Source organism: Loktanella sp. PT4BL (assembly GCF_003201935.1).
Classification (GTDB): domain Bacteria; phylum Pseudomonadota; class Alphaproteobacteria; order Rhodobacterales; family Rhodobacteraceae; genus Yoonia.
The window spans coordinates 760,685-778,143 of record NZ_QJJL01000002.1 but is presented as its reverse complement, the minus strand read 5'-3'; the positions used below and the strand labels follow the sequence as shown (position 1 = coordinate 778,143).

Genomic DNA, 17,459 nt, shown 5'->3' with positions numbered 1-17,459 from the left:
GTGTTGTGGTGTGCCTGTGCGGGGCAGGGGGCACTGCCTAAGTCCATGACACAACAATTCAACGCCCGGAGATTACCATGACTGTAAAACCAAAAATTGCCCTCATTATCGGTTCCACGCGCCAGACCCGTTTCGCCGATAAACCCGCCGCCTGGATGCTGAAACAAGCGCAGGCGCGCGATGATATGGAGGTCGAGCTTGTTGACCTGCGCGACTATGACCTGCCACTCTTTGATGAGGCCGCAAGCAACCTGTGGATGCCATCAAGCGATGAGCGCGCCGTCAAATGGCAGGGCAAGATCGGCGAATTCGACGGCTATATCTTTGTTGTCGCCGAATATAACCGCTCGATCACCGGCGCTTTGAAGAATGCGCTGGATCAGGCCTACAAGGAGTGGAACCGCAAGCCGATGGCGGCAATTGGTTATGGTGCCTTGGGTGCGGCCCGCGCTGTCGAACACCTGCGCACCATCGCCGTCGAACTGCAGATGGTGCCAACGCGTAACGCCGTCCACATCGGTGGGAGCGATTTCTTTGCCGTGCACCCGATGGGCGCAAATGCCGAGATCGACACAATCGCGGATCACCTGTCGGCCTCAGTGACCGCAACGCTGGATGATGTCGTCTGGTGGGCCAATGCCACGAAGGCCGCACGCGGCTAAATATTTGGTGCAGGGCGAGTCATGATCTGCCCTGCGCCACAACTTCGGCGGAACTACTCGACCGGATCGATTGCGAATGTGATTTTTGCCTCAGGCGCGATTTCAAAAGGGTCTTCGGCCAGCTCGTGCAGTGTGACCAGTTCGGCAACACCGGGCAAGATTGCGCCTGTGTCGTCGACGAAGGCCAGGCGCGGGCGGTAGGTTTTTCCACCGATCTCGATTTCGCCTTCATCAAAAAGATATGCCAATTCGGTCAAAATCCCTTCGACGTTCGCTTTGGCGATGTCCTCGGGCATGTTTTCGGCGAAGAGGGGCAGCAACACCTGCGCCATCAAGGCTGTTGTCGACTCAGCAAGGTCTTCATGGCTTGGTACATAATCTGCTGGCAGTTCTGCCCCGATTTTCATCTTCATGATTGGCTCCGGTCTGTTTCGTGTTGCCCCGATATCATGCGTAGAAAAGACACTTCGTTAAGACAAGCGTTTGTTTTCGGCCTGCCCCGGCAATCTAGCTGAGCAAAAGCCCCGTACATTCCTGTTCAAGGCGGCCTGCTTGAGTGCGTGCCCATGCAGCATCGCGGGTGTCGTTGTTAAAGCTTGCGCGGCTCAAAAGCGCGGCTTGGGCCACCTTCGCAGAGATGCGCCATTGCAACACTTCGCCCCCGCGCTCTGCGGGCATGACCGCCTCGACCAGTTCAAGCACAGCGTCGCGGAGGTCTTCGGTGTGTTCCGAGGCGGGGCCATCAAACATCCACTGATGTTCCATCACGGCTGACAGACGGCCGGCGCAGATGGCAAAGGTTCTTAATTGTTCATCAGGATCAATGGGTTGTGCATTGGCAAACGGCGCGCTGAGGAGCGCTGCCGTAAGGGCCAGACTACGTGCAATAGTTTTCATACCGCTCATACATCAAGCATGACGGTAAATTGACTGCCTATCAATCAGGCATTTTGAAAACTATTTATCTGCTGCGTCCGGCGGGGCGTGCCTTGTCCTTTACCCGAGGCTCAGGCTCGCAGCACTTTCTGGCAGTTCTTCGTCGAAGCAGCGCTGATAGAACTCGGCAACGGTCTGGCGCTCAAGCTCGTCACATTTGTTGAGGAACGAAAGGCGGAAGGCGTAGCCCACATTCTGGAAAATCCGCGTGTTCTCGGCCCAGGCCAGAACGGTCCGTGGTGACATGACGGTCGACAAATCGCCGTTCATAAAGGCGGTCCGTGTCAGGTCTGCGACAGTCACCATCTGGCTGATCGTCTTGCGGCCCTTCTCTGTATTGAAGTGCGGCGACTTGGACAGGATGATCGCGGCCTCGGCGTCGTGGCTGAGGTAGTTCAGCGTTGCAACAAGGGACCAGCGGTCCATCTGTGCCTGGTTGATTTGCTGGGTGCCGTGGTAAAGGCCGGTCGTGTCCCCCAGACCAACGGTGTTCGCCGTGGCAAAAAGGCGGAAATAGGGGTTGGGCGTGATGATCTCGTTCTGATCCATCAGCGTCAGCTTGCCGTCGGTTTCCAGAACGCGCTGGATCACGAACATCACGTCGGCGCGGCCAGCGTCATATTCATCAAACACGATTGCAACAGGGTTTCGCAGCGCCCATGGCAGGATGCCTTCGTGGAATTCTGTGACCTGAACGCCGTCGCGCAGTTTGATGGCGTCCTTCCCGATCAGGTCGATCCGGCTGATATGGCTATCGAGGTTTACGCGCACGCAGGGCCAGTTCAGGCGTGCAGCCACCTGTTCGATGTGGGTCGATTTGCCGGTGCCGTGATAGCCTTGGATCATTACGCGGCGGTTATATCCAAAACCTGCAAGGATCGCCAAAGTCGTATCGGGATCAAACTTGTAGGTGCTGTCGATTTCAGGCACGCGATCGGTCCGCTCGGCGAACCCCTTGATATGCATATCGCTGTCGATGCCAAAAACTTCGCGGACCGAGATTTCTTCGGTGGGTTTTGCTTGCATGTCAGTCATACCATCCGCCATTTTTGGAGCCTTTGTATTTCGTCAAACCTTCTGACGACCGAGATGCAACATAACGCGCGCCTCTGCAAGGGAAAGGGCGCATTGGTCTGGTGGGACGCCCAAGACTGGACGGAGAAGGGCTGACAACTGCCCTGATTGCCCGATGCTGAATGCTTGATTCGAGCCGTGGATCGTCTCGCAAGCGTGTTTTGCGTAGGAGAGTTAACGAAGCATTTACAAAGAAGCGTTCCGGTCAAGCCAGCCATTTCTAATTGAAGCACAAAGAACCCCAAGAGAACGCATTGTTCATAAATACGGTTCAATCTTTGCTTCTTTCTTGAAAATTGTGACATTTTGTGGCAATTTCATGCCTATAGATGATGCTAAGGTTGTGACAAATTACACAGATCCAACCCTAAGTTCCTGTGTAAAGAGTCGGTATATTAAAGAGTAATGGGAGCCAACGCGATGTTTACGCGTTTCGCAGAAAAATTCTATCTTACAAGAGACCGGCGGCCTTACGCCTTTGGCTGTGCGGCAATTGTCGCACTAACGTCGCTTGTGACCGTTTTGATCATGATCGGGCTTGATGAACCTTACACGCTTCAACTCACAGCATCGAATGCGACCTATTGGGTGATCTTTGCTGGCGCGCTGAGCGGTGCGATTGCGCTTTACCTTGCGCGTGGCTGGATGGGGGCATTGGGCGCTATGGGCTTTGCCAGGGCCATTGTCGGCAGCCTCGCAATTGCAGTGATTGCTTCCATCGTGGCCGGAACGCTGATTGTACCTGCCGGCGGCACAATTTATGCGCCGCTTCTGATGGTTTCGGCCTTTCTTGCCAAGCCATGGATCGCTGCCATCTGGTTTGCGGGCACGCTCGGTGCGCACTATCTCATGGCGTCCGTGCAGGACGATCAGGACTACGTTTACAAACAGCCAACCGGTCGGCTTGCCACCGAAGAATTGAGTTCATTGTCACGCGCGAACCTGTACCGTCGCAACTGACCTGATGAACAATTCTATACTGACGATGAAAGGCGCCTGCGGGCGCCTTTAGTCTTTGTCGCGGAAGTTGCGGCTGACCTTGATCTGATCCCAGGCCCAGACAACCTCTGACAGTTGTTCTTCCTGGCTGCGGTCGCCGCCGTTCATGTCAGGGTGCAGAACCTTGATCAAAGCCTTATATGCCTTGCGGATTTCCTGCTTGGACATGTTGTCCTTTGCATCGAGGATCTCAACCGCGCGCCGCTCTGTCGGAGGCAGTTTGCGCCCAACAGCGGCCCCGCGGCCCGGATTGCGCGTTGCGTTCTCACCCAGCACCTGATGCGGGTCATCCACACCCAAACGCGCCCATGCGGCCTCTTCGACGGTACGTTTGAACGGTTTGGTCGGGCGGTCCCACACGCGGTCGCTGTCCATCTGTGCCGCCAATTCAGCCTCGGACGTGGTGTCGAAGAAATTCCACTTCAGATTGTATTCGCGCACGTGCTGCTGACAGAACCAGAAGTAATCATCCAGAACGTCGGGCGATTTCGGCGCGCGATACTTGCCTGCCTCTTCACAGCCCTCATGATCACAAACCCGCGTTGATGTCTCGGACGCACCGGACATCCCACGCCGCCCGCGCGGGTTCTTCTTCTTCGAACTCGACACGGACATGTCGAAACCAAAGGGATCATCTTTCTTCATTCTGTCTCTTACCTTTTCGACTCGGAGAAGTAACATTAAACTCTGCAGCAGAAGATTGAAGAGGGCAGAGGAAAAATAATGGCACTTGAAACAGAAATTCGCGCAGCACTTGGCGAACTTGCGCCCGAGCATCTAGACGTGATCAACGAAAGTGCCTTGCACAGCGGACATTCCGGAGACGACGGATCAGGCGAAAGCCATTGGCGGATCGTGATCAGGGCCGCCAGTCTGGACGATATGTCGCGCATCGCACGCCATCGCGCGATCCATAACGCGCTGGGAACGGACATTATCGGGCGAATTCACGCCCTCGCCATTGATATTCAGTAATTACTGGGCCGCAACGTCGGGCGAGGGGGGCGCAGGTTTTTCGGAATCCGGCTTTGCGACGATTTTCTTTGGAGTCGTTGGGGCAAGGGGCGGCGCACTCACCGCTGGGGCAGGGGCAGAAGGTCTGGCGACCGATTTCGCACGGCGAAAGACCAGCATGTTCTGATAGACGGTGGTTTTGCTCATCAGACCTTCGCGCTGTTCGCTTGGCAGCGTATCCGCACGCAAATATTCCCAACCGTCGCGGGCAAGGTCGTTCATTGCGGTTTCCAGCGCCAGCGCAAACCGGTCTTCTGCGGTTTTCACGCCTTTGGCTTTCAGTCCGCGCAGGGGGGCGGGAACGACTTTGTACTCATAGGTCATGGCAATACCCCTAATTTATCCTGACGGATGTACCAAAACTGGCGGTGGCTGCCAACGCATTCCGCGTTCCGGAGCATTAAATCCCCAGTTTCGCCGATACGATTTCGTTTACAGCCGCAGGGTTTGCCTTGCCGCCGGTTGCTTTCATGACCTGGCCGACAAACCAGCCCACCAGTTTCGGGTTCGCCTGCGCCTTTTCCACCTGTGCGGGATTGGCAGCGATAATTTCATCCACCGCAGCCTCGATCGCGCCTGTGTCCGTGACCTGCTTCATGCCTTCGGTCTCGACGATTTCGGCAGGGTTACGACCCGTTGTGTAGCAAATCTCGAACACATCCTTGGCAATCTTGCCGCTGATGTCGCCTGACTTGATCAGCCCGATCAGTTCACCCAGCTGCGCCGCCGAGACGGGGCTTTCCTCGATCCCGTGGTCCTCTTTCTTGAGACGACCGAACAGTTCATTGATGACCCAGTTCGCGGCCAGTTTGCCGTCGCGCCCTTCGGCGACTTTTTCGAAATATTCCGCGTTTACCACTTCGGCGGTCAGCACCGAGGCGTCATAGTCAGACAGGCCAAAATCATTGATAAACCTTGCCTTTTTCTGATCGGGCAGTTCCGGCAAGGCGGCCTTGATGTCATCCACCCATGCCTGCTCGATCTCCAAAGGCAGCAAATCGGGATCGGGGAAGTAGCGGTAATCATGCGCCTCTTCCTTGGACCGCATGGACCGTGTCTCGTTCTTGTCCGGATCATAAAGGCGGGTTTCCTGCACCACCTCTTTGCCGTCTTCGATCAGCGCGATCTGGCGGCGGGCCTCATAATCAATCGCCATCTGGATAAAGCGCATCGAGTTCATGTTCTTGATCTCGCAGCGGGTGCCAAGGTGGCTGAAATCCTGCGTCGCCTGATATTTCTCGTAGTCACCGGGGCGGCAGACCGACACGTTCACATCGGCGCGCAGGTTGCCGTTCTGCATGTTGCCGTCGCAGGTGCCCAAGTACCGCAGGATCTGACGCAGTTTCAGCACATAGGCCGCGGCCTCTTCCGGGCCGCGAATGTCGGGGCGGCTGACGATCTCCATCAGCGCCACACCGGTGCGGTTGAGGTCCACAAAAGACATATGCGGGTCCATGTCGTGAATGGATTTGCCCGCATCCTGTTCAAGATGGATGCGCTCGATCCGTACGCGGCGCGCCTGACCGTTGCCCATCTCAACCAGCACCTCACCTTCGCCCACAATCGGGTGGTAAAGCTGGGAAATCTGATAGCCTTGCGGCAGGTCTGGGTAGAAATAGTTCTTGCGGTCAAAGGCCGACACCAGATTGATCTGTGCGTTCAGCCCCAGACCTGTCTTCACCGCCTGCGCCACGCAACCTTCGTTAATCACCGGCAACATCCCGGGCATGCCCGCATCAACGAATGCCACATTGCTGTTGGGTTCCGCGCCGAATTGCGTTGACGCGCCCGAGAAAAGCTTGGCTTTGGTCGCGACCTGCGCGTGCACCTCAAGTCCGATCACCAGTTCCCAATCACTGGTGGCACCAGCAATCACTTTGGGGGTCGGGGCTTCATAGGTGAGGTCGAGCATCAGGCGCTTCCTTTTACTTGGGATACGTTCATGTAAAAGAAGGCGGGGGCAGCTTCAAGAGAACATCATGGCTCTAGTCAAGTTGTGTACGGCGTGCCCAAGCGCGCGATGTTGACACAAGGTTCACCGCAGGCGCGTGTTTGCCCCCCAAGGCCAGCGTCGCCTTGCGCAACATGGCAATCCCGTCTTCGGAATTGCGCGGGATTGCTGCGGCAGAAATCGGCTCACCCACGGTGACCTGAAAGGGCTGTCGTGCTTTGTTCAGGGTCTCGTGGAACAGGGTGATGTCGCGCATCGTCGGGTGGATCTTGTCAAACAAATAAAAGAGCGCGGAATTGCGGGCCTGAATGTTGACGGGGATCACGGGAACATCAAATTTGTGCGCCAGCATCGCAGCCGATGCCATCCAGGGCCTCTCATGCAGACGCAGGCCGCGCCGTTTCGCCAGACGGCCCGAGGGAAAGATAATCCCAAGGCGGCCAGCGGTGGTGGCGTCGCGCACATAAGCCATTGTTGCACGGGTCTTGGCGTGGCTGCGTAGTTCTTTGCGCCATTCAACAGGTGCGATCATCGTGTCCATCTGCGGAAAAACCCGCAGGATATCGCGATTGGCGAAGAAATATGCGTCGGGTCGCATTGTTGCGATCAAGCCATGCAGGATGATCCCGTCGGCGATCCCCGTGGGGTGGTTGGCCACGATCAGCGCAGGCCCGTGGGTTGGAATATGCCCAAGGCCGCTGGCCGTCACCATTGTGGAGAGGCGCCCAGCCATTTGATCCATGATCTCGTTGGCGGGCGCGTCTTTAAGGGTTGTGGCGATTTCAACGGTTTTATCGTACCCCAGCAAACGGTGCAGGCAGCGTTTGGCGATACCTGTGCCAAGCCTGTCGCTATACAGCCAAGGTGCGCGTTCAGCGATCAGCGGTTCAATGCGGTGTTCCATTGCTTATCCTTGCGCTGCGTGATGTGACGTGACTACGACAAAATGACGAAGGCTTTGTAACGGCAATGACTTGCGTTAATGGGCCTGATCCTCGGCGACATTCAGCCTAGCAGTCGTGTCACCATCTCGTTTGTATCGCCAGACAGTCCTGACGTTCCTGCAATGCGTTCCAATGCCACGCGGATTTTCCTCTGCCTCTCCATATCATAGCGTTTCCATGTATCAAAGGCCGTGATCATCCGTGCGGTTGTTTGCGGGTTCAGAGGATCAAGCCTGATCAGCCAATCGGCCAGCAGTTCATACCCCGCGCCAGAGCGGTGATGAAACCCCGCTGTATTCCCGCGCAGCCCGCCAAAGACCGCACGAAAGCGGTTCGGGTTCTTGATATCAAAATCAGGATGCGCAGTCAGTTTCTCTGCCGTGGCCGCCGCTAGTTGCGCGGGGGCAAGGCTGACCTGAAGCGCAAACCATTTATCCATGACAAGCCGGTCGTGCCCCCACTGCGCCGCAAAGGCCGCCAGTTCGTTTTCGCCTTTCGCGATTTGCAGCAATGCGCGCAACGCGCCCAGTTGCTGGGTCATGTTGTCGGCATTGGCGAATTGCTGGGCCGCAGCCTTGCCACCATCAAGTTTGCTTTGCAGCGCCAACACAGCGTTGCCCAAAGCGCGTTTGCCTGAGTGTTTCGCGTCAGGCGTATAGCGGCCTTCTACGGTCATGTCGGCGTAAATGCGGGGCAGGGTGTCTTGCAGATGTTGGGCGATGTGCAGCTTCAGCGTTTCATGTACATCATTGATCACGGCGGGGTCGGGGGTGTGGCCTGCGTCAAACAGCGCCTGTGCGGTGTCCTCTTCGCTGGGCAGGCGCAGGACCAGCGCGCGGAACGCAGGATCCAGTGTGTCATCGCGCAGCACGGCTGCAAGGCCATCAAGGAAGTCGGCGTCAGGTGTGGCGTCATCGCAGACCATACGCATGAGCAGGTCTTGCGCCAGTGTGCGGCCCGCGTCCCAGCGGTTGAACGGATCGGTGTCGTGGGCCAGCAGGAAGGCGCGTTCGGCGTTTGCCTTGTCATGTTTGACAATCACGGGGGCCGAGAAATTGCGCAGAATGGACGCCGTCGGCCTGCTGGACAGCCCCTCAAAGCTGAAGGTCTGTTCCGCTTGCGTCATTTCCAGAACAGTGGTCGGCACCACCTCGGCACCGTTTTCATTGAGCAGCCCCACAGCGATCGGCAGCACGAGCGGTTCTTTCGTATCTTGACCGGGCGTTGGCAGCGTTTCCTGACGCAGATGCAGCTGATACGTGCCATCCGCGTAGCTTTCATTCACGCTCAGGCGCGGTGTACCGACCTGACTGTACCACCGGGCGAACTGGCGCAGGTCGCGTCCGGTGACTTCTTCGAACACGCGCAGCCAGTCTTCGATGGTGGCGGCGTCGCCATCATGGCGGTCGAAATAAAGATCAAGCGCTTTGGCATAGTCCGCATCGCCCACCAGAAGCTTCAGCATGCCGATGACTTCCGCGCCCTTCTCGTAAACGGTGGCGGTGTAAAAATTGTTGATCTCGACAAAACTGTCAGGACGGACCGGATGCGCCAGGGGGCCGTTGTCTTCGCGGAACTGATGCGCGCGCAGGACCATGGCATCGTCAATCCGTTTGACCGCGTGACTGCGCATATCGCCGGTGAACTGCTGGTCGCGGAACACCGTCAGACCCTCTTTCAGGCAAAGCTGGAACCAGTCACGACAGGTGATCCGGTTGCCGGTCCAGTTGTGGAAATACTCGTGGGCGATGATTGCCTCGATCCGCTCGAAATCCGCATCTGTGGCGGTTTCGGGCGAGGCAAGCACGGCGGAGGCATTGAAGATGTTCAGACCCTTGTTCTCCATCGCGCCCATGTTGAAATCATCGACCGCGACGATGTTGAACAGATCAAGATCGTATTCGCGGCCATAGACCTCTTCATCCCAAGCCATGGATTTTTTCAGCGCTTCCATGCCAAAGGCGCGCTTGGCCTCATCACCCCCGGGGCGGACCCAGATGTTCAGGTCAACCTTGCGGCCAGACCGGGTAGTGAAACTGTCGGACAGTGCGACCAGATCACCGGCGACAAGCGCAAAAAGATACGCAGACTTGGGCCAGGGATCGTGCCATTCGGCCCAGCCCTCACCTTGTGCGACAGGGTTCCCGTTTGATAGCAGCACCGGCAGATCGCCCTCGATCCGTACAGTGAATACAGCCATCACATCGGGGCGGTCGGGATAGTAGGTAATCTTGCGAAAACCCTCGGCCTCGCATTGGGTGCAATACATGCCGTTGGACATATAGAGCCCTTCAAGCGATGTGTTGGTGCTGGGGCTGATCTCGACCTCGGCTTCAAAGACAAAGGGGGCATCGGGCGCATCATAGCGCAGGCCCTCCGCGCTCAGATCGGGGGTGATCGGCGCGCCGTCAATCCTTGCACCGATAAAGCGCAGGTCCTGCCCGTGCAGAAGGAATTCCTTGCTGGTGGCATCCGGGTTTGGCCGGAACGCGATGCGCGAGATGACACGGGTGTCGGTCGCGCCCAGTTTGAACGTCAGATGGACACTGTCGACCAGATAGGCCGGCGGGGTGTAATCGGACAGATAGATCGTCTGTGGGGCCGGGTTTTTCATGGTGGTATCCTTACTGGCTTGTCCAAAGCTAGGACGCCAGGTGCGGATGTTCCACCGTCAATCGGGTGCAATAAAATTTTTGATAAACCTACCCCACGGTATATCTTCATCCCATGCCTAAGATGCGCCGCAAAGCTGACCTGCCCCAAAAAACCTGTGCCACCTGTGGCCGGCCTTTTGCATGGCGCAAGAAATGGGCCAAGGTGTGGGACGAGGTCCGCTATTGCTCGGATCGCTGCAAATCGGGCCGCACGGCCGCGCCCCGCTGATTTGCGCGCAGAAATCTTGCCGCTGTTTGTTGCCTATCGGAAACTTTCGCACTAATTCGTGGCGCGCAGGCATGTGTGTGCCGCCGTATGCAGACCGCTGAGGGGAAAGAGTGATGACAGACCGCATTGAAAAGCACGGGCTTAAGGTGGCCGCAGAGCTTGCCGATTTTATCGACGCACGCGCGCTTGAAGGAACGGGCCTCTCGAGTGACCAATTCTGGAAAGGCTTTGCCGGATTGGTCGAGAAGATGACCCCGCGCAACCGCGCTGCATTGGCCAAGCGTGATGAACTGCAAGAAATGATCGACGCGTGGCATGTGGCCCGTCGTGGCGTGCAGCTGGACCGGACCGAATATGAGGCGTTCCTGCGCGAAATCGGGTATCTGGTTCCCGAAGGCGATGATTTCACGATTGAGACCCAAAACGTCGATCCCGAAATTGCGACGGTTCCCGGCCCCCAGCTTGTCGTGCCGATCACCAACGCGCGCTTTGCGCTGAACGCCGCCAATGCCCGCTGGGGCAGCCTTTATGATGCGTTCTACGGCACGGACGCGATGGGCGTGCAGCCCCCGAAAGGCCCCTATGACCGCGGCCACGGTGCCCGCGTTGTGGCCCGTGCCCGTGTCTTTCTTGACGAGGCGTTTCCGATTGTCGGGACCAGCCACGCTGATGTGTCGCGCTACTATGTCCATGACGGCGCCTTGCTGGTGGATGACCAGCCGCTGCGCGAGCCCGAGAAATTCGTAGGCTACCGTGGCAACCCAAAAGCACCAGATGCGATTGTGCTGCGCAACCACGGCCTTCACGTGGAACTGGTCTTTGACCGCGCGCACCCGATTGGTAGCCGTGATCAGGCGCTGCTGGCCGATGTGCGATTGGAAAGTGCTGTGTCTGCGATCATGGATTGCGAAGACAGTGTGGCTTGTGTGGACGCAGAAGACAAAGTCGAAGCCTATAGCAACTGGCTTGGCCTGATGCAGGGCAACCTGACGTCCGAGTTCGAAAAAGGCGGCAAGACGATGACCCGCCGTCTGGCCGATGACATCACCTACACCGCCGCGGGCGGGGGCGAACTGACCCTGAAAGGCCGCGCGCTCTTGTGGATCCGCAACGTGGGTCACCTGATGACGAACCCGGCAATCCTTGACGCCAACGGCGATGAGGTGTTCGAGGGGCTGATGGACGCGATGATCACCGTGATGATCGCGATGCATGACCTCAAGCGCGATGGCGGCAACTCGGCCCTTGGCTCGGTCTATGTCGTGAAACCCAAGATGCATGGCCCAGATGAAGTTGCCCTGACAAATGACATCTTTGAAATGGTCGAGGATGCGTTGGGCCTGCCGCGCGACACCGTCAAGATCGGCATCATGGACGAAGAACGTCGCACAACGGTTAACCTGAAAGAATGTATCCGTGCGGCGAAATCACGGGTGGCCTTTATCAACACAGGTTTCCTTGATCGTACCGGTGATGAAATCCACACCTCGATGGAGGCGGGGCCGTTCAGCCGTAAGGACTTTATCAAGCGCAAACAGTGGATTGGCGCCTATGAGGACCAGAACGTGGATATCGGTCTGGAATGTGGTTTCTCCGGCAAGGCGCAGATCGGCAAAGGCATGTGGGCCATGCCCGATATGATGGCGGCGATGCTGGAACAAAAAATTGCGCATCCGCAATCCGGTGCAAACTGCGCTTGGGTGCCTAGCCCGACAGCGGCAACATTGCATGCGCTGCACTATCACAAGGTTGACGTGATGGCGGTGCAGGACAAGCTGCGCAAAGGCGGACGCCGCGCCTATGTGTCCTCTATTCTGGACATTCCGCTGGCACAGTACCAGCGCTGGACAGACGCGCAGAAGATCAAGGAAGTGGAAAACAACGCCCAAGGTATTCTGGGCTATGTCGTGCGCTGGATTGATCAGGGCGTGGGCTGTTCCAAGGTGCCGGACATCAACAACGTCGGCCTGATGGAAGACCGCGCCACCTGCCGGATTTCCAGCCAGGCGCTGGCCAACTGGCTGCACCATGATGTTGTGAGCGAGGAACAGGTCATGGAGGCGATGCGCAAGATGGCGGCTGTGGTCGATGAGCAGAACGCAGGCGATCCGGCCTATCGTCCGATGGCCCCCGAATATAACGGGATTGCATTTCAGGCCGCCTGTGATCTGGTGTTCAAAGGTCGCATCCAGCCGTCAGGCTATACCGAACCTGTTCTGCACCAGCGCCGGTTGGAGCTCAAGGCACAGCGCAATCATTGATGACGCGTGGGTTTCACCCACCCTACGAGGAAGGAAAAGAAATGGCTGAAATCTCGGCAAACAAAGCCCGTACGATCATCCGCAAGGCGCTCGCTAAAGGTGACGAAATGGGGTTCAAACCGCTTTCCGTTGTGATCCTTGATGCGGGCGGGCATGTGAAAGCATTCGAACGCGCGGATGGTGCGGCGCCCGGGCGTTTCGGGATCGCGCATGGCAAGGCCTATGGTTCGGTCATGCTTGGCATGGCAGGCACCGCGCAGATGGCACGCGCCGAGCAGCAGGCCTATTTCATGGCCGCTGTGAATGGTGTTTACGGCGGGCAGGTCGTGCCTGTGCCAGGTGGCGTTCTGGTCCGTGACAAACGCGGTGCCGTCATCGGCGCTGTAGGTGTCACCGGCGATACCTCGGACAATGATGTGATTGCCGCAATGGCAGGGATCGAGGCCGCAGGCCTGATCGGCGAAGCCTGATTTTCGTCAAAGCCCCGAAAATTTCGCATATGCTGCCGAAAAAAGCGGCATATGCGCCATAATGAGCGTTTCAGCACGCCGGACCATCTTTCAAACCCGCTGCAGAAACGCTAGTTTCTCGGCGAACTGAAGGGGAACCACATGGCGCGTCCTGTTGTTGGCATTATCTCGAATTCACATCTGATCAACGACCAGTATCTCGTGCAGGGAGCGGGTGCGATGAACGTGCAGGCTTTGTCGCGGGTGTCCGGCGTTGTGCCGGTGATCATTCCTGTCGAGCCTGATCTGGTCCATATCGAGGAATTGATGACATCCTGCGACGGGTTCTTTTTCCCCGGCGGGCGCCCGAATGTGCACCCTGAAGAATACGGCGAAGAAGAAACCGAGGCGCATGGCACATTTGAACGCAACCGCGACCGTCTGACCCTGCCGCTGATCCGCGCTTGTGTGGCACGTGGCCAACCGGTCATGGGCGTCTGCCTTGGTTTTCAGGAAATGAATGTCGCGATGGGGGGCTCGCTTTATCCCGAAATCCGCGACCTGCCAGGGCGGGATAACCACCGGATGCCCCCTGATGGGACATTGGAAGAAAAGTTCGAACTGCGCCACGAGGTCACGCTGACCGAAGGCGGGCCGTTTCACCGTCTGTTCGGCAGTCACAAAGTCATGACCAACACATTGCACGGGCAAGGCATCAAGGAACCCGGGCCACGCATTGTGATCGACGGACACGCGCCTGATGGCACGCCCGAGGCGATTTATGTCAAGGATGCGCCAGGGTTCACCATGTCGGTCCAGTGGCACCCAGAATGGAACGCCGCAGATGATCCCGTGTCGCGGCCGCTGTTTGAGGCCTTTGGCGATGCATGCCGCGCATGGGCATCCGGTGGGCTGCGCAAAGCAGGCTGACTGATTTCGATCAATCAGGCGTCACGCGCACTTTGCTATGGTCCCACCAGCAGCAAGGAGCATCACAATGAATATTCTGATCGCCTATGCCTCGACCGAGGGGCAGACCCGCAAGATCGCACGTTACGCCGCTGATTATCTGAACGGGCAGGGGCATACTGTTGAACTTGTAGGCGCTGAAGACGCCAAAGACGCGGAGCTGGCCCGTTTCGATGCGGTCTTGCTCGCAGGGTCGGTTCATGCGGGCAAATATCAAAAACCGCTGGTGGCCTTGGCCAAGAATAAAGCGCGTGATCTGGCACACGTGCGATCCGCGTTCCTGTCCGTCTCATTGGCCGCTGCCGGTGATGACCCCGATGACTGGCAAGGCTTGTCGGACTGCGTGACCCGATTTGCGGAAAAGACAGGCTGGACACCCCCGACCGTGATGCATGTCGCAGGGGCGTTCCGTTTCTCGGAATATGATTTCTTCAAATCATGGGCAATGCGTTGGATCGCAGCGACAAAAGACCAAGAGGTGAAGCCGGGGCAGGACAAGGAATACACCGACTGGGCGGCCCTGAAAAAGACGCTCGATGGGTGGCTGGCAGGCGGGTGAGACCCGCCCGCGCCTTATAAAATCAAGTCAAAGGTCTTGATCAGCGGCAATTCACGCGCCCGCGTCCCTGTCAGATCGAACAGTGCATTGCCCAGTGCGGGCATTGAAGGTGGCGTGCCGGGTTCACCGGCCCCGCCCATGAAGGGGTTGGTTTCCAGCAGGCGCACTTCGAATTCCGGCACCGTGTGCATCCGCATCGCATCATAGTCATAGAAGTTGCCTTGCTCGACCATACCGTCAGCGAATGTGATCTCTTCCTGCATCGCTGCAGAGAAACCGTAGATCGCCCCGGAGGTCATCTGCGCCTCCACGATACTTGGGTCCAGCACCGTGCCCAGATCGGCGGCGATCCAGCATTTGTTGATCCTGATGCCGCGTCCTGTGTCCTCGACCTCGACGACCTGTGCCACCGGCGTGCCGAACGAAAAGCTGAAGGCCACACCGCGCCCGATATTGGCGGGGGTCTGGCCGGTCCAGCCTGACATTTCGCCCACCGCTTCAATCACGCCCGCCGATGGGGCATGTTCGGCGCGCGCCAGATCAAGCCGGAATTGCAGCGGGTCGGTGCCTGCGGCATGGGCCATCTCGTCGATAAAGGTATCCAGCATAAAACCGTTGATCGAGGCCCCCACCGAGCGCCAGAACCCGATTGGCACGTCGATATTTGTCAGGTGACCGGCAATGCGGAAATGCGGGATCGCATAGGGTTGGTCGGCGGCCCCTTCCACATGCAGACGGTCAGGGCCGGGGGGGGCTGCACCGGTCTGGCGCAGTGATGAGTTGTGGAAGACCGAAGGTGCTGCGATCTTGCCGTCCAGCAACACCGCTTTGCCATCCTGCACCACACCGCGGAACTGCGCGATGGCCGCGGGCCGGTAAAAATCGCGCCGCATGTCTTCCTCACGGCTCCAGATCATTCGGATCGGCGTGCCAGGCATTGCGGCGGCAATGCGCGCGGCAAGCACCGAGAAGTCCATCTCGCCACGGCGCCCGAAACCGCCACCCAGATAGGTTGTGTGCAGCGTCACCTGTTCCGGTGTCAGACCCACAGCCTTTGCACAGGCATCGCGGATCATCGTGGGTGCCTGATTGCCCGACCAGACCTCAAGCTTGTCACCGGTAAAGAGGGCTGTCGCACTCATCGGTTCCATTGTCGCATGGGCAAGCCAGGGCACATAGTATTCTGCCGCAATTTCAGTGCCTTCCACGGCGCTTGTGACGTCGCCATCATCGCGCACCATACTGTCGGCATCTTCATCGAGAGATGCAGCAATCGCCGCGCGCAATGCGTCGGTGTCGGCTGGGTAGTTCGCAGGCGTCCATGTGATATCCACGGCATCGGCCGCCTGCATCGCAAGCCATGTATTGCTGGCAATCACCGCGATCCCGTCGCCCAGATCCACAATCGCCTCGACCCCGTCCATGTCGCGGGCGGCGCTGTCATCATAGCTGTCCATCCCCGCACGCGTCGGGCTCATGCGGACGGTGGCAAATTTCATGCCGTCCAAACGGGTGTCAGTCGCAAACTTAGCCGTTCCGGTAACTTTTCCAACCATGTCCACGCGGGGCATGGATTTGCCCAGATATTTCCACGTTGCAGGGTCACGCAATTCCACGTCAGGGGGAGTGATTTCACGCAACGCCTCGGCCAGTTCACCATAGGCGATTGTCGTGCCGTCGGGGGCGATCACGTTGCTGTTTTCGGTCTGCAGGTCGCTGGCAGGTACGCCAAGCCGTTCTGCTGCCGCCAGTTTCAGCGCCTCACGCGCCGACGCGCCCGCATGGCGCATCCGCTCGTAAAAATCCTTCATCGATGTTGATCCGCCGGTCGCCTGCAAGTCCAGCAATTTGCCCACCTTGCCCACCTGTTCGCGCATCGCGTGCTTGAACGGCGTGTCTTTATAATGCGCGCCCGGGATCGCCATGCCAAGGAAGACCGAGTTGTAATAGGCCTGCGCCGGTGGGCCGTGCAGCACGGTGATGTCTTCCCATGCCACGTCGAGTTCCTCGGCGGCGAGTGCCGCCAGCGTGGTCTGCACCCCCTGGCCCATTTCCGCGCGGGGCGCGATCAGGGTGACGCCGTGACGGGTGATCAGCACGAAAGGGTTCAGTGTCGCCTCACCATCGCCAGCCACGAGCGGATTCGGCGCGTCCTTGTTGATCTGGTAGATGCCAAATGCGGCACCACCCACGATCGCGGCAGAGCCGATCAGGAACGTCCGGCGGGCGATTGTCTTGATACGGCCCATCTTATGTCTCCTCTGCCAGACGCTGGGCGGCATCTTTGATCGCCGCGCGGATACGGGGATACGTGCCGCAGCGGCAAAGATTGCCCTGCATCGCGTCGTCAATGTCCTGATCTGTCGGCTGGGGCGTTTGCGCCAGAAGGGCCGCCGCGTTCATGATCTGGCCCGATTGGCAATAGCCGCATTGTGCCACCTGATGATCGACCCATGCCTGCTGGATCGTGGCCATCGCGTCAGGTGTGCCAAGCCCTTCGATCGTTGTCACCTCGCCCCAGACATCGGCCAAAGCCACCTGACATGAGCGGACCGCCTCGCCGTCAATATGCACAGTGCAGGCGCCACAGGCGGCCACGCCACAGCCAAACTTGGTACCCGTCAGCCCGATCTCGTCGCGCAAAACCCAAAGCAGAGGCACATTTTCAGGTAAATCCACGTCATGTGCGGTGCCGTTGATCGTAAGGCGGGTGGCCATGTTAATGCTCCAAATATGAACTGGATAGTTTAGTTTAGGT

The 17,459-nt window shown here is 58.1% G+C and carries 18 protein-coding genes; 8 read left to right on the top strand and 10 right to left on the bottom strand.

The genetic code is table 11. The features are described 5' to 3' along the window. The first annotated feature begins 77 nt into the window (after positions 1 to 77). A complete protein-coding gene (locus C7964_RS08775) occupies positions 78 to 662 on the top strand; it encodes an NADPH-dependent FMN reductase (RefSeq protein WP_110279265.1) in 585 nt (194 codons plus the stop codon). A 53-nt stretch (positions 663 to 715) separates the two neighbouring features. Here the strand turns inward: C7964_RS08775 and C7964_RS08770 are convergent, their stop codons facing one another. The 3 genes from C7964_RS08770 to cobS form a co-directional block, all read right to left on the bottom strand. Further along, on the bottom strand, positions 716 to 1,075 hold the full coding sequence (locus C7964_RS08770; protein WP_110279264.1) for a hypothetical protein: 360 nt from the start codon (positions 1,073 to 1,075) through the stop codon (positions 716 to 718). Positions 1,076 to 1,169: 94 nt separating this feature from the next. After that, positions 1,170 to 1,559: a hypothetical protein gene (locus C7964_RS08765; protein ID WP_146214842.1), complete on the bottom strand. Its 390-nt coding sequence runs from the start codon at positions 1,557 to 1,559 to the stop codon at positions 1,170 to 1,172. Between the two features lie 99 nt (positions 1,560 to 1,658). Then, positions 1,659 to 2,645: a cobaltochelatase subunit CobS gene (gene cobS / locus C7964_RS08760; RefSeq protein WP_055687866.1), complete on the bottom strand. Its 987-nt coding sequence runs from the start codon at positions 2,643 to 2,645 to the stop codon at positions 1,659 to 1,661. A 447-nt stretch (positions 2,646 to 3,092) separates the two neighbouring features. Here cobS and C7964_RS08755 point away from each other — a divergent pair, with 447 nt between their 5' ends. After that, positions 3,093 to 3,632: a hypothetical protein gene (locus tag C7964_RS08755; RefSeq protein WP_146214841.1), complete on the top strand. Its 540-nt coding sequence runs from the start codon at positions 3,093 to 3,095 to the stop codon at positions 3,630 to 3,632. A 48-nt stretch (positions 3,633 to 3,680) separates the two neighbouring features. Here the strand turns inward: C7964_RS08755 and C7964_RS08750 are convergent, their stop codons facing one another. After that, on the bottom strand, positions 3,681 to 4,316 hold the full coding sequence (locus C7964_RS08750) for a J domain-containing protein (protein ID WP_055687868.1): 636 nt from the start codon (positions 4,314 to 4,316) through the stop codon (positions 3,681 to 3,683). Between the two features lie 78 nt (positions 4,317 to 4,394). Here C7964_RS08750 and C7964_RS08745 point away from each other — a divergent pair, with 78 nt between their 5' ends. Next, positions 4,395 to 4,646, top strand: coding sequence for a BolA family protein (locus tag C7964_RS08745; RefSeq protein WP_110279261.1), 252 nt, complete (start codon positions 4,395 to 4,397; stop codon positions 4,644 to 4,646). Here C7964_RS08745 and C7964_RS08740 read toward each other — a convergent pair whose 3' ends face one another. The 4 genes from C7964_RS08740 to pepN form a co-directional block, all read right to left on the bottom strand. Beyond that, the gene (locus C7964_RS08740) at positions 4,647 to 5,009 is read right to left on the bottom strand and encodes a DUF4177 domain-containing protein (protein ID WP_110279260.1); all 363 of its coding nucleotides are present in this window, start codon (positions 5,007 to 5,009) and stop codon (positions 4,647 to 4,649) included. 76 nt (positions 5,010 to 5,085) lie between these two features. Further along, a complete protein-coding gene (gene gatB / locus C7964_RS08735; protein WP_110279259.1) occupies positions 5,086 to 6,597 on the bottom strand; it encodes an Asp-tRNA(Asn)/Glu-tRNA(Gln) amidotransferase subunit GatB in 1,512 nt (503 codons plus the stop codon). A 73-nt stretch (positions 6,598 to 6,670) separates the two neighbouring features. Next, on the bottom strand, positions 6,671 to 7,540 hold the full coding sequence (locus tag C7964_RS08730; RefSeq protein WP_110279258.1) for a 1-acyl-sn-glycerol-3-phosphate acyltransferase: 870 nt from the start codon (positions 7,538 to 7,540) through the stop codon (positions 6,671 to 6,673). 101 nt (positions 7,541 to 7,641) lie between these two features. After that, positions 7,642 to 10,194 (bottom strand): aminopeptidase N, encoded by a 2,553-nt coding sequence (gene pepN, locus C7964_RS08725; RefSeq protein ID WP_110279257.1) that lies wholly within the window; start codon positions 10,192 to 10,194, stop codon positions 7,642 to 7,644. A gap of 113 nt (positions 10,195 to 10,307) precedes the next feature. Between pepN and C7964_RS08720 the strand changes: the two genes are divergently transcribed. The 5 genes from C7964_RS08720 (at position 10,308) to C7964_RS08700 (ending at position 14,701) form a co-directional block, all read left to right on the top strand. Next, positions 10,308 to 10,463 carry a DUF2256 domain-containing protein gene (locus C7964_RS08720; RefSeq protein ID WP_110279256.1) on the top strand — a complete coding sequence of 52 codons (156 nt, stop codon included), beginning with the start codon at positions 10,308 to 10,310 and terminating at the stop codon, positions 10,461 to 10,463. A gap of 113 nt (positions 10,464 to 10,576) precedes the next feature. Then, a complete protein-coding gene (locus tag C7964_RS08715) occupies positions 10,577 to 12,724 on the top strand; it encodes a malate synthase G (protein WP_110279255.1) in 2,148 nt (715 codons plus the stop codon). 41 nt (positions 12,725 to 12,765) lie between these two features. Beyond that, the gene (locus tag C7964_RS08710) at positions 12,766 to 13,194 is read left to right on the top strand and encodes a GlcG/HbpS family heme-binding protein (protein WP_055292099.1); all 429 of its coding nucleotides are present in this window, start codon (positions 12,766 to 12,768) and stop codon (positions 13,192 to 13,194) included. A gap of 141 nt (positions 13,195 to 13,335) precedes the next feature. After that, positions 13,336 to 14,103, top strand: a complete 768-nt coding sequence (locus C7964_RS08705) for a gamma-glutamyl-gamma-aminobutyrate hydrolase family protein (protein WP_076657990.1) — start codon at positions 13,336 to 13,338, stop codon at positions 14,101 to 14,103. Positions 14,104 to 14,170: 67 nt separating this feature from the next. Continuing rightward, the gene (locus C7964_RS08700) at positions 14,171 to 14,701 is read left to right on the top strand and encodes a flavodoxin domain-containing protein (RefSeq protein WP_110279254.1); all 531 of its coding nucleotides are present in this window, start codon (positions 14,171 to 14,173) and stop codon (positions 14,699 to 14,701) included. A gap of 14 nt (positions 14,702 to 14,715) precedes the next feature. Here C7964_RS08700 and C7964_RS08695 read toward each other — a convergent pair whose 3' ends face one another. Both C7964_RS08695 and C7964_RS08690 read right to left on the bottom strand, forming a co-directional pair. Next, the gene (locus C7964_RS08695; protein ID WP_110279253.1) at positions 14,716 to 16,950 is read right to left on the bottom strand and encodes a xanthine dehydrogenase family protein molybdopterin-binding subunit; all 2,235 of its coding nucleotides are present in this window, start codon (positions 16,948 to 16,950) and stop codon (positions 14,716 to 14,718) included. A 1-nt stretch (position 16,951) separates the two neighbouring features. After that, positions 16,952 to 17,419, bottom strand: coding sequence for a (2Fe-2S)-binding protein (locus C7964_RS08690; RefSeq protein WP_110279252.1), 468 nt, complete (start codon positions 17,417 to 17,419; stop codon positions 16,952 to 16,954). Between the last annotated feature and the right edge of the window lie 40 nt (positions 17,420 to 17,459).

Coding starts and splice junctions, on each gene's coding strand:
- cobS (WP_055687866.1), bottom strand. CDS start 2,645: ATGGCGGATGGTATGACTGACATGCAAGCAAAACCCACCGAAGAAATC.
- C7964_RS08765 (WP_146214842.1), bottom strand. CDS start 1,559: ATGAAAACTATTGCACGTAGTCTGGCCCTTACGGCAGCGCTCCTCAGC.
- C7964_RS08770 (WP_110279264.1), bottom strand. CDS start 1,075: ATGAAGATGAAAATCGGGGCAGAACTGCCAGCAGATTATGTACCAAGC.
- C7964_RS08745 (WP_110279261.1), top strand. CDS start 4,395: ATGGCACTTGAAACAGAAATTCGCGCAGCACTTGGCGAACTTGCGCCC.
- C7964_RS08755 (WP_146214841.1), top strand. CDS start 3,093: ATGTTTACGCGTTTCGCAGAAAAATTCTATCTTACAAGAGACCGGCGG.
- C7964_RS08690 (WP_110279252.1), bottom strand. CDS start 17,419: ATGGCCACCCGCCTTACGATCAACGGCACCGCACATGACGTGGATTTA.
- C7964_RS08700 (WP_110279254.1), top strand. CDS start 14,171: ATGAATATTCTGATCGCCTATGCCTCGACCGAGGGGCAGACCCGCAAG.
- C7964_RS08775 (WP_110279265.1), top strand. CDS start 78: ATGACTGTAAAACCAAAAATTGCCCTCATTATCGGTTCCACGCGCCAG.
- gatB (WP_110279259.1), bottom strand. CDS start 6,597: ATGCTCGACCTCACCTATGAAGCCCCGACCCCCAAAGTGATTGCTGGT.
- C7964_RS08710 (WP_055292099.1), top strand. CDS start 12,766: ATGGCTGAAATCTCGGCAAACAAAGCCCGTACGATCATCCGCAAGGCG.
- C7964_RS08705 (WP_076657990.1), top strand. CDS start 13,336: ATGGCGCGTCCTGTTGTTGGCATTATCTCGAATTCACATCTGATCAAC.
- C7964_RS08695 (WP_110279253.1), bottom strand. CDS start 16,950: ATGGGCCGTATCAAGACAATCGCCCGCCGGACGTTCCTGATCGGCTCT.
- pepN (WP_110279257.1), bottom strand. CDS start 10,194: ATGAAAAACCCGGCCCCACAGACGATCTATCTGTCCGATTACACCCCG.
- C7964_RS08740 (WP_110279260.1), bottom strand. CDS start 5,009: ATGACCTATGAGTACAAAGTCGTTCCCGCCCCCCTGCGCGGACTGAAA.
- C7964_RS08715 (WP_110279255.1), top strand. CDS start 10,577: ATGACAGACCGCATTGAAAAGCACGGGCTTAAGGTGGCCGCAGAGCTT.
- C7964_RS08730 (WP_110279258.1), bottom strand. CDS start 7,540: ATGGAACACCGCATTGAACCGCTGATCGCTGAACGCGCACCTTGGCTG.
- C7964_RS08720 (WP_110279256.1), top strand. CDS start 10,308: ATGCCTAAGATGCGCCGCAAAGCTGACCTGCCCCAAAAAACCTGTGCC.
- C7964_RS08750 (WP_055687868.1), bottom strand. CDS start 4,316: ATGAAGAAAGATGATCCCTTTGGTTTCGACATGTCCGTGTCGAGTTCG.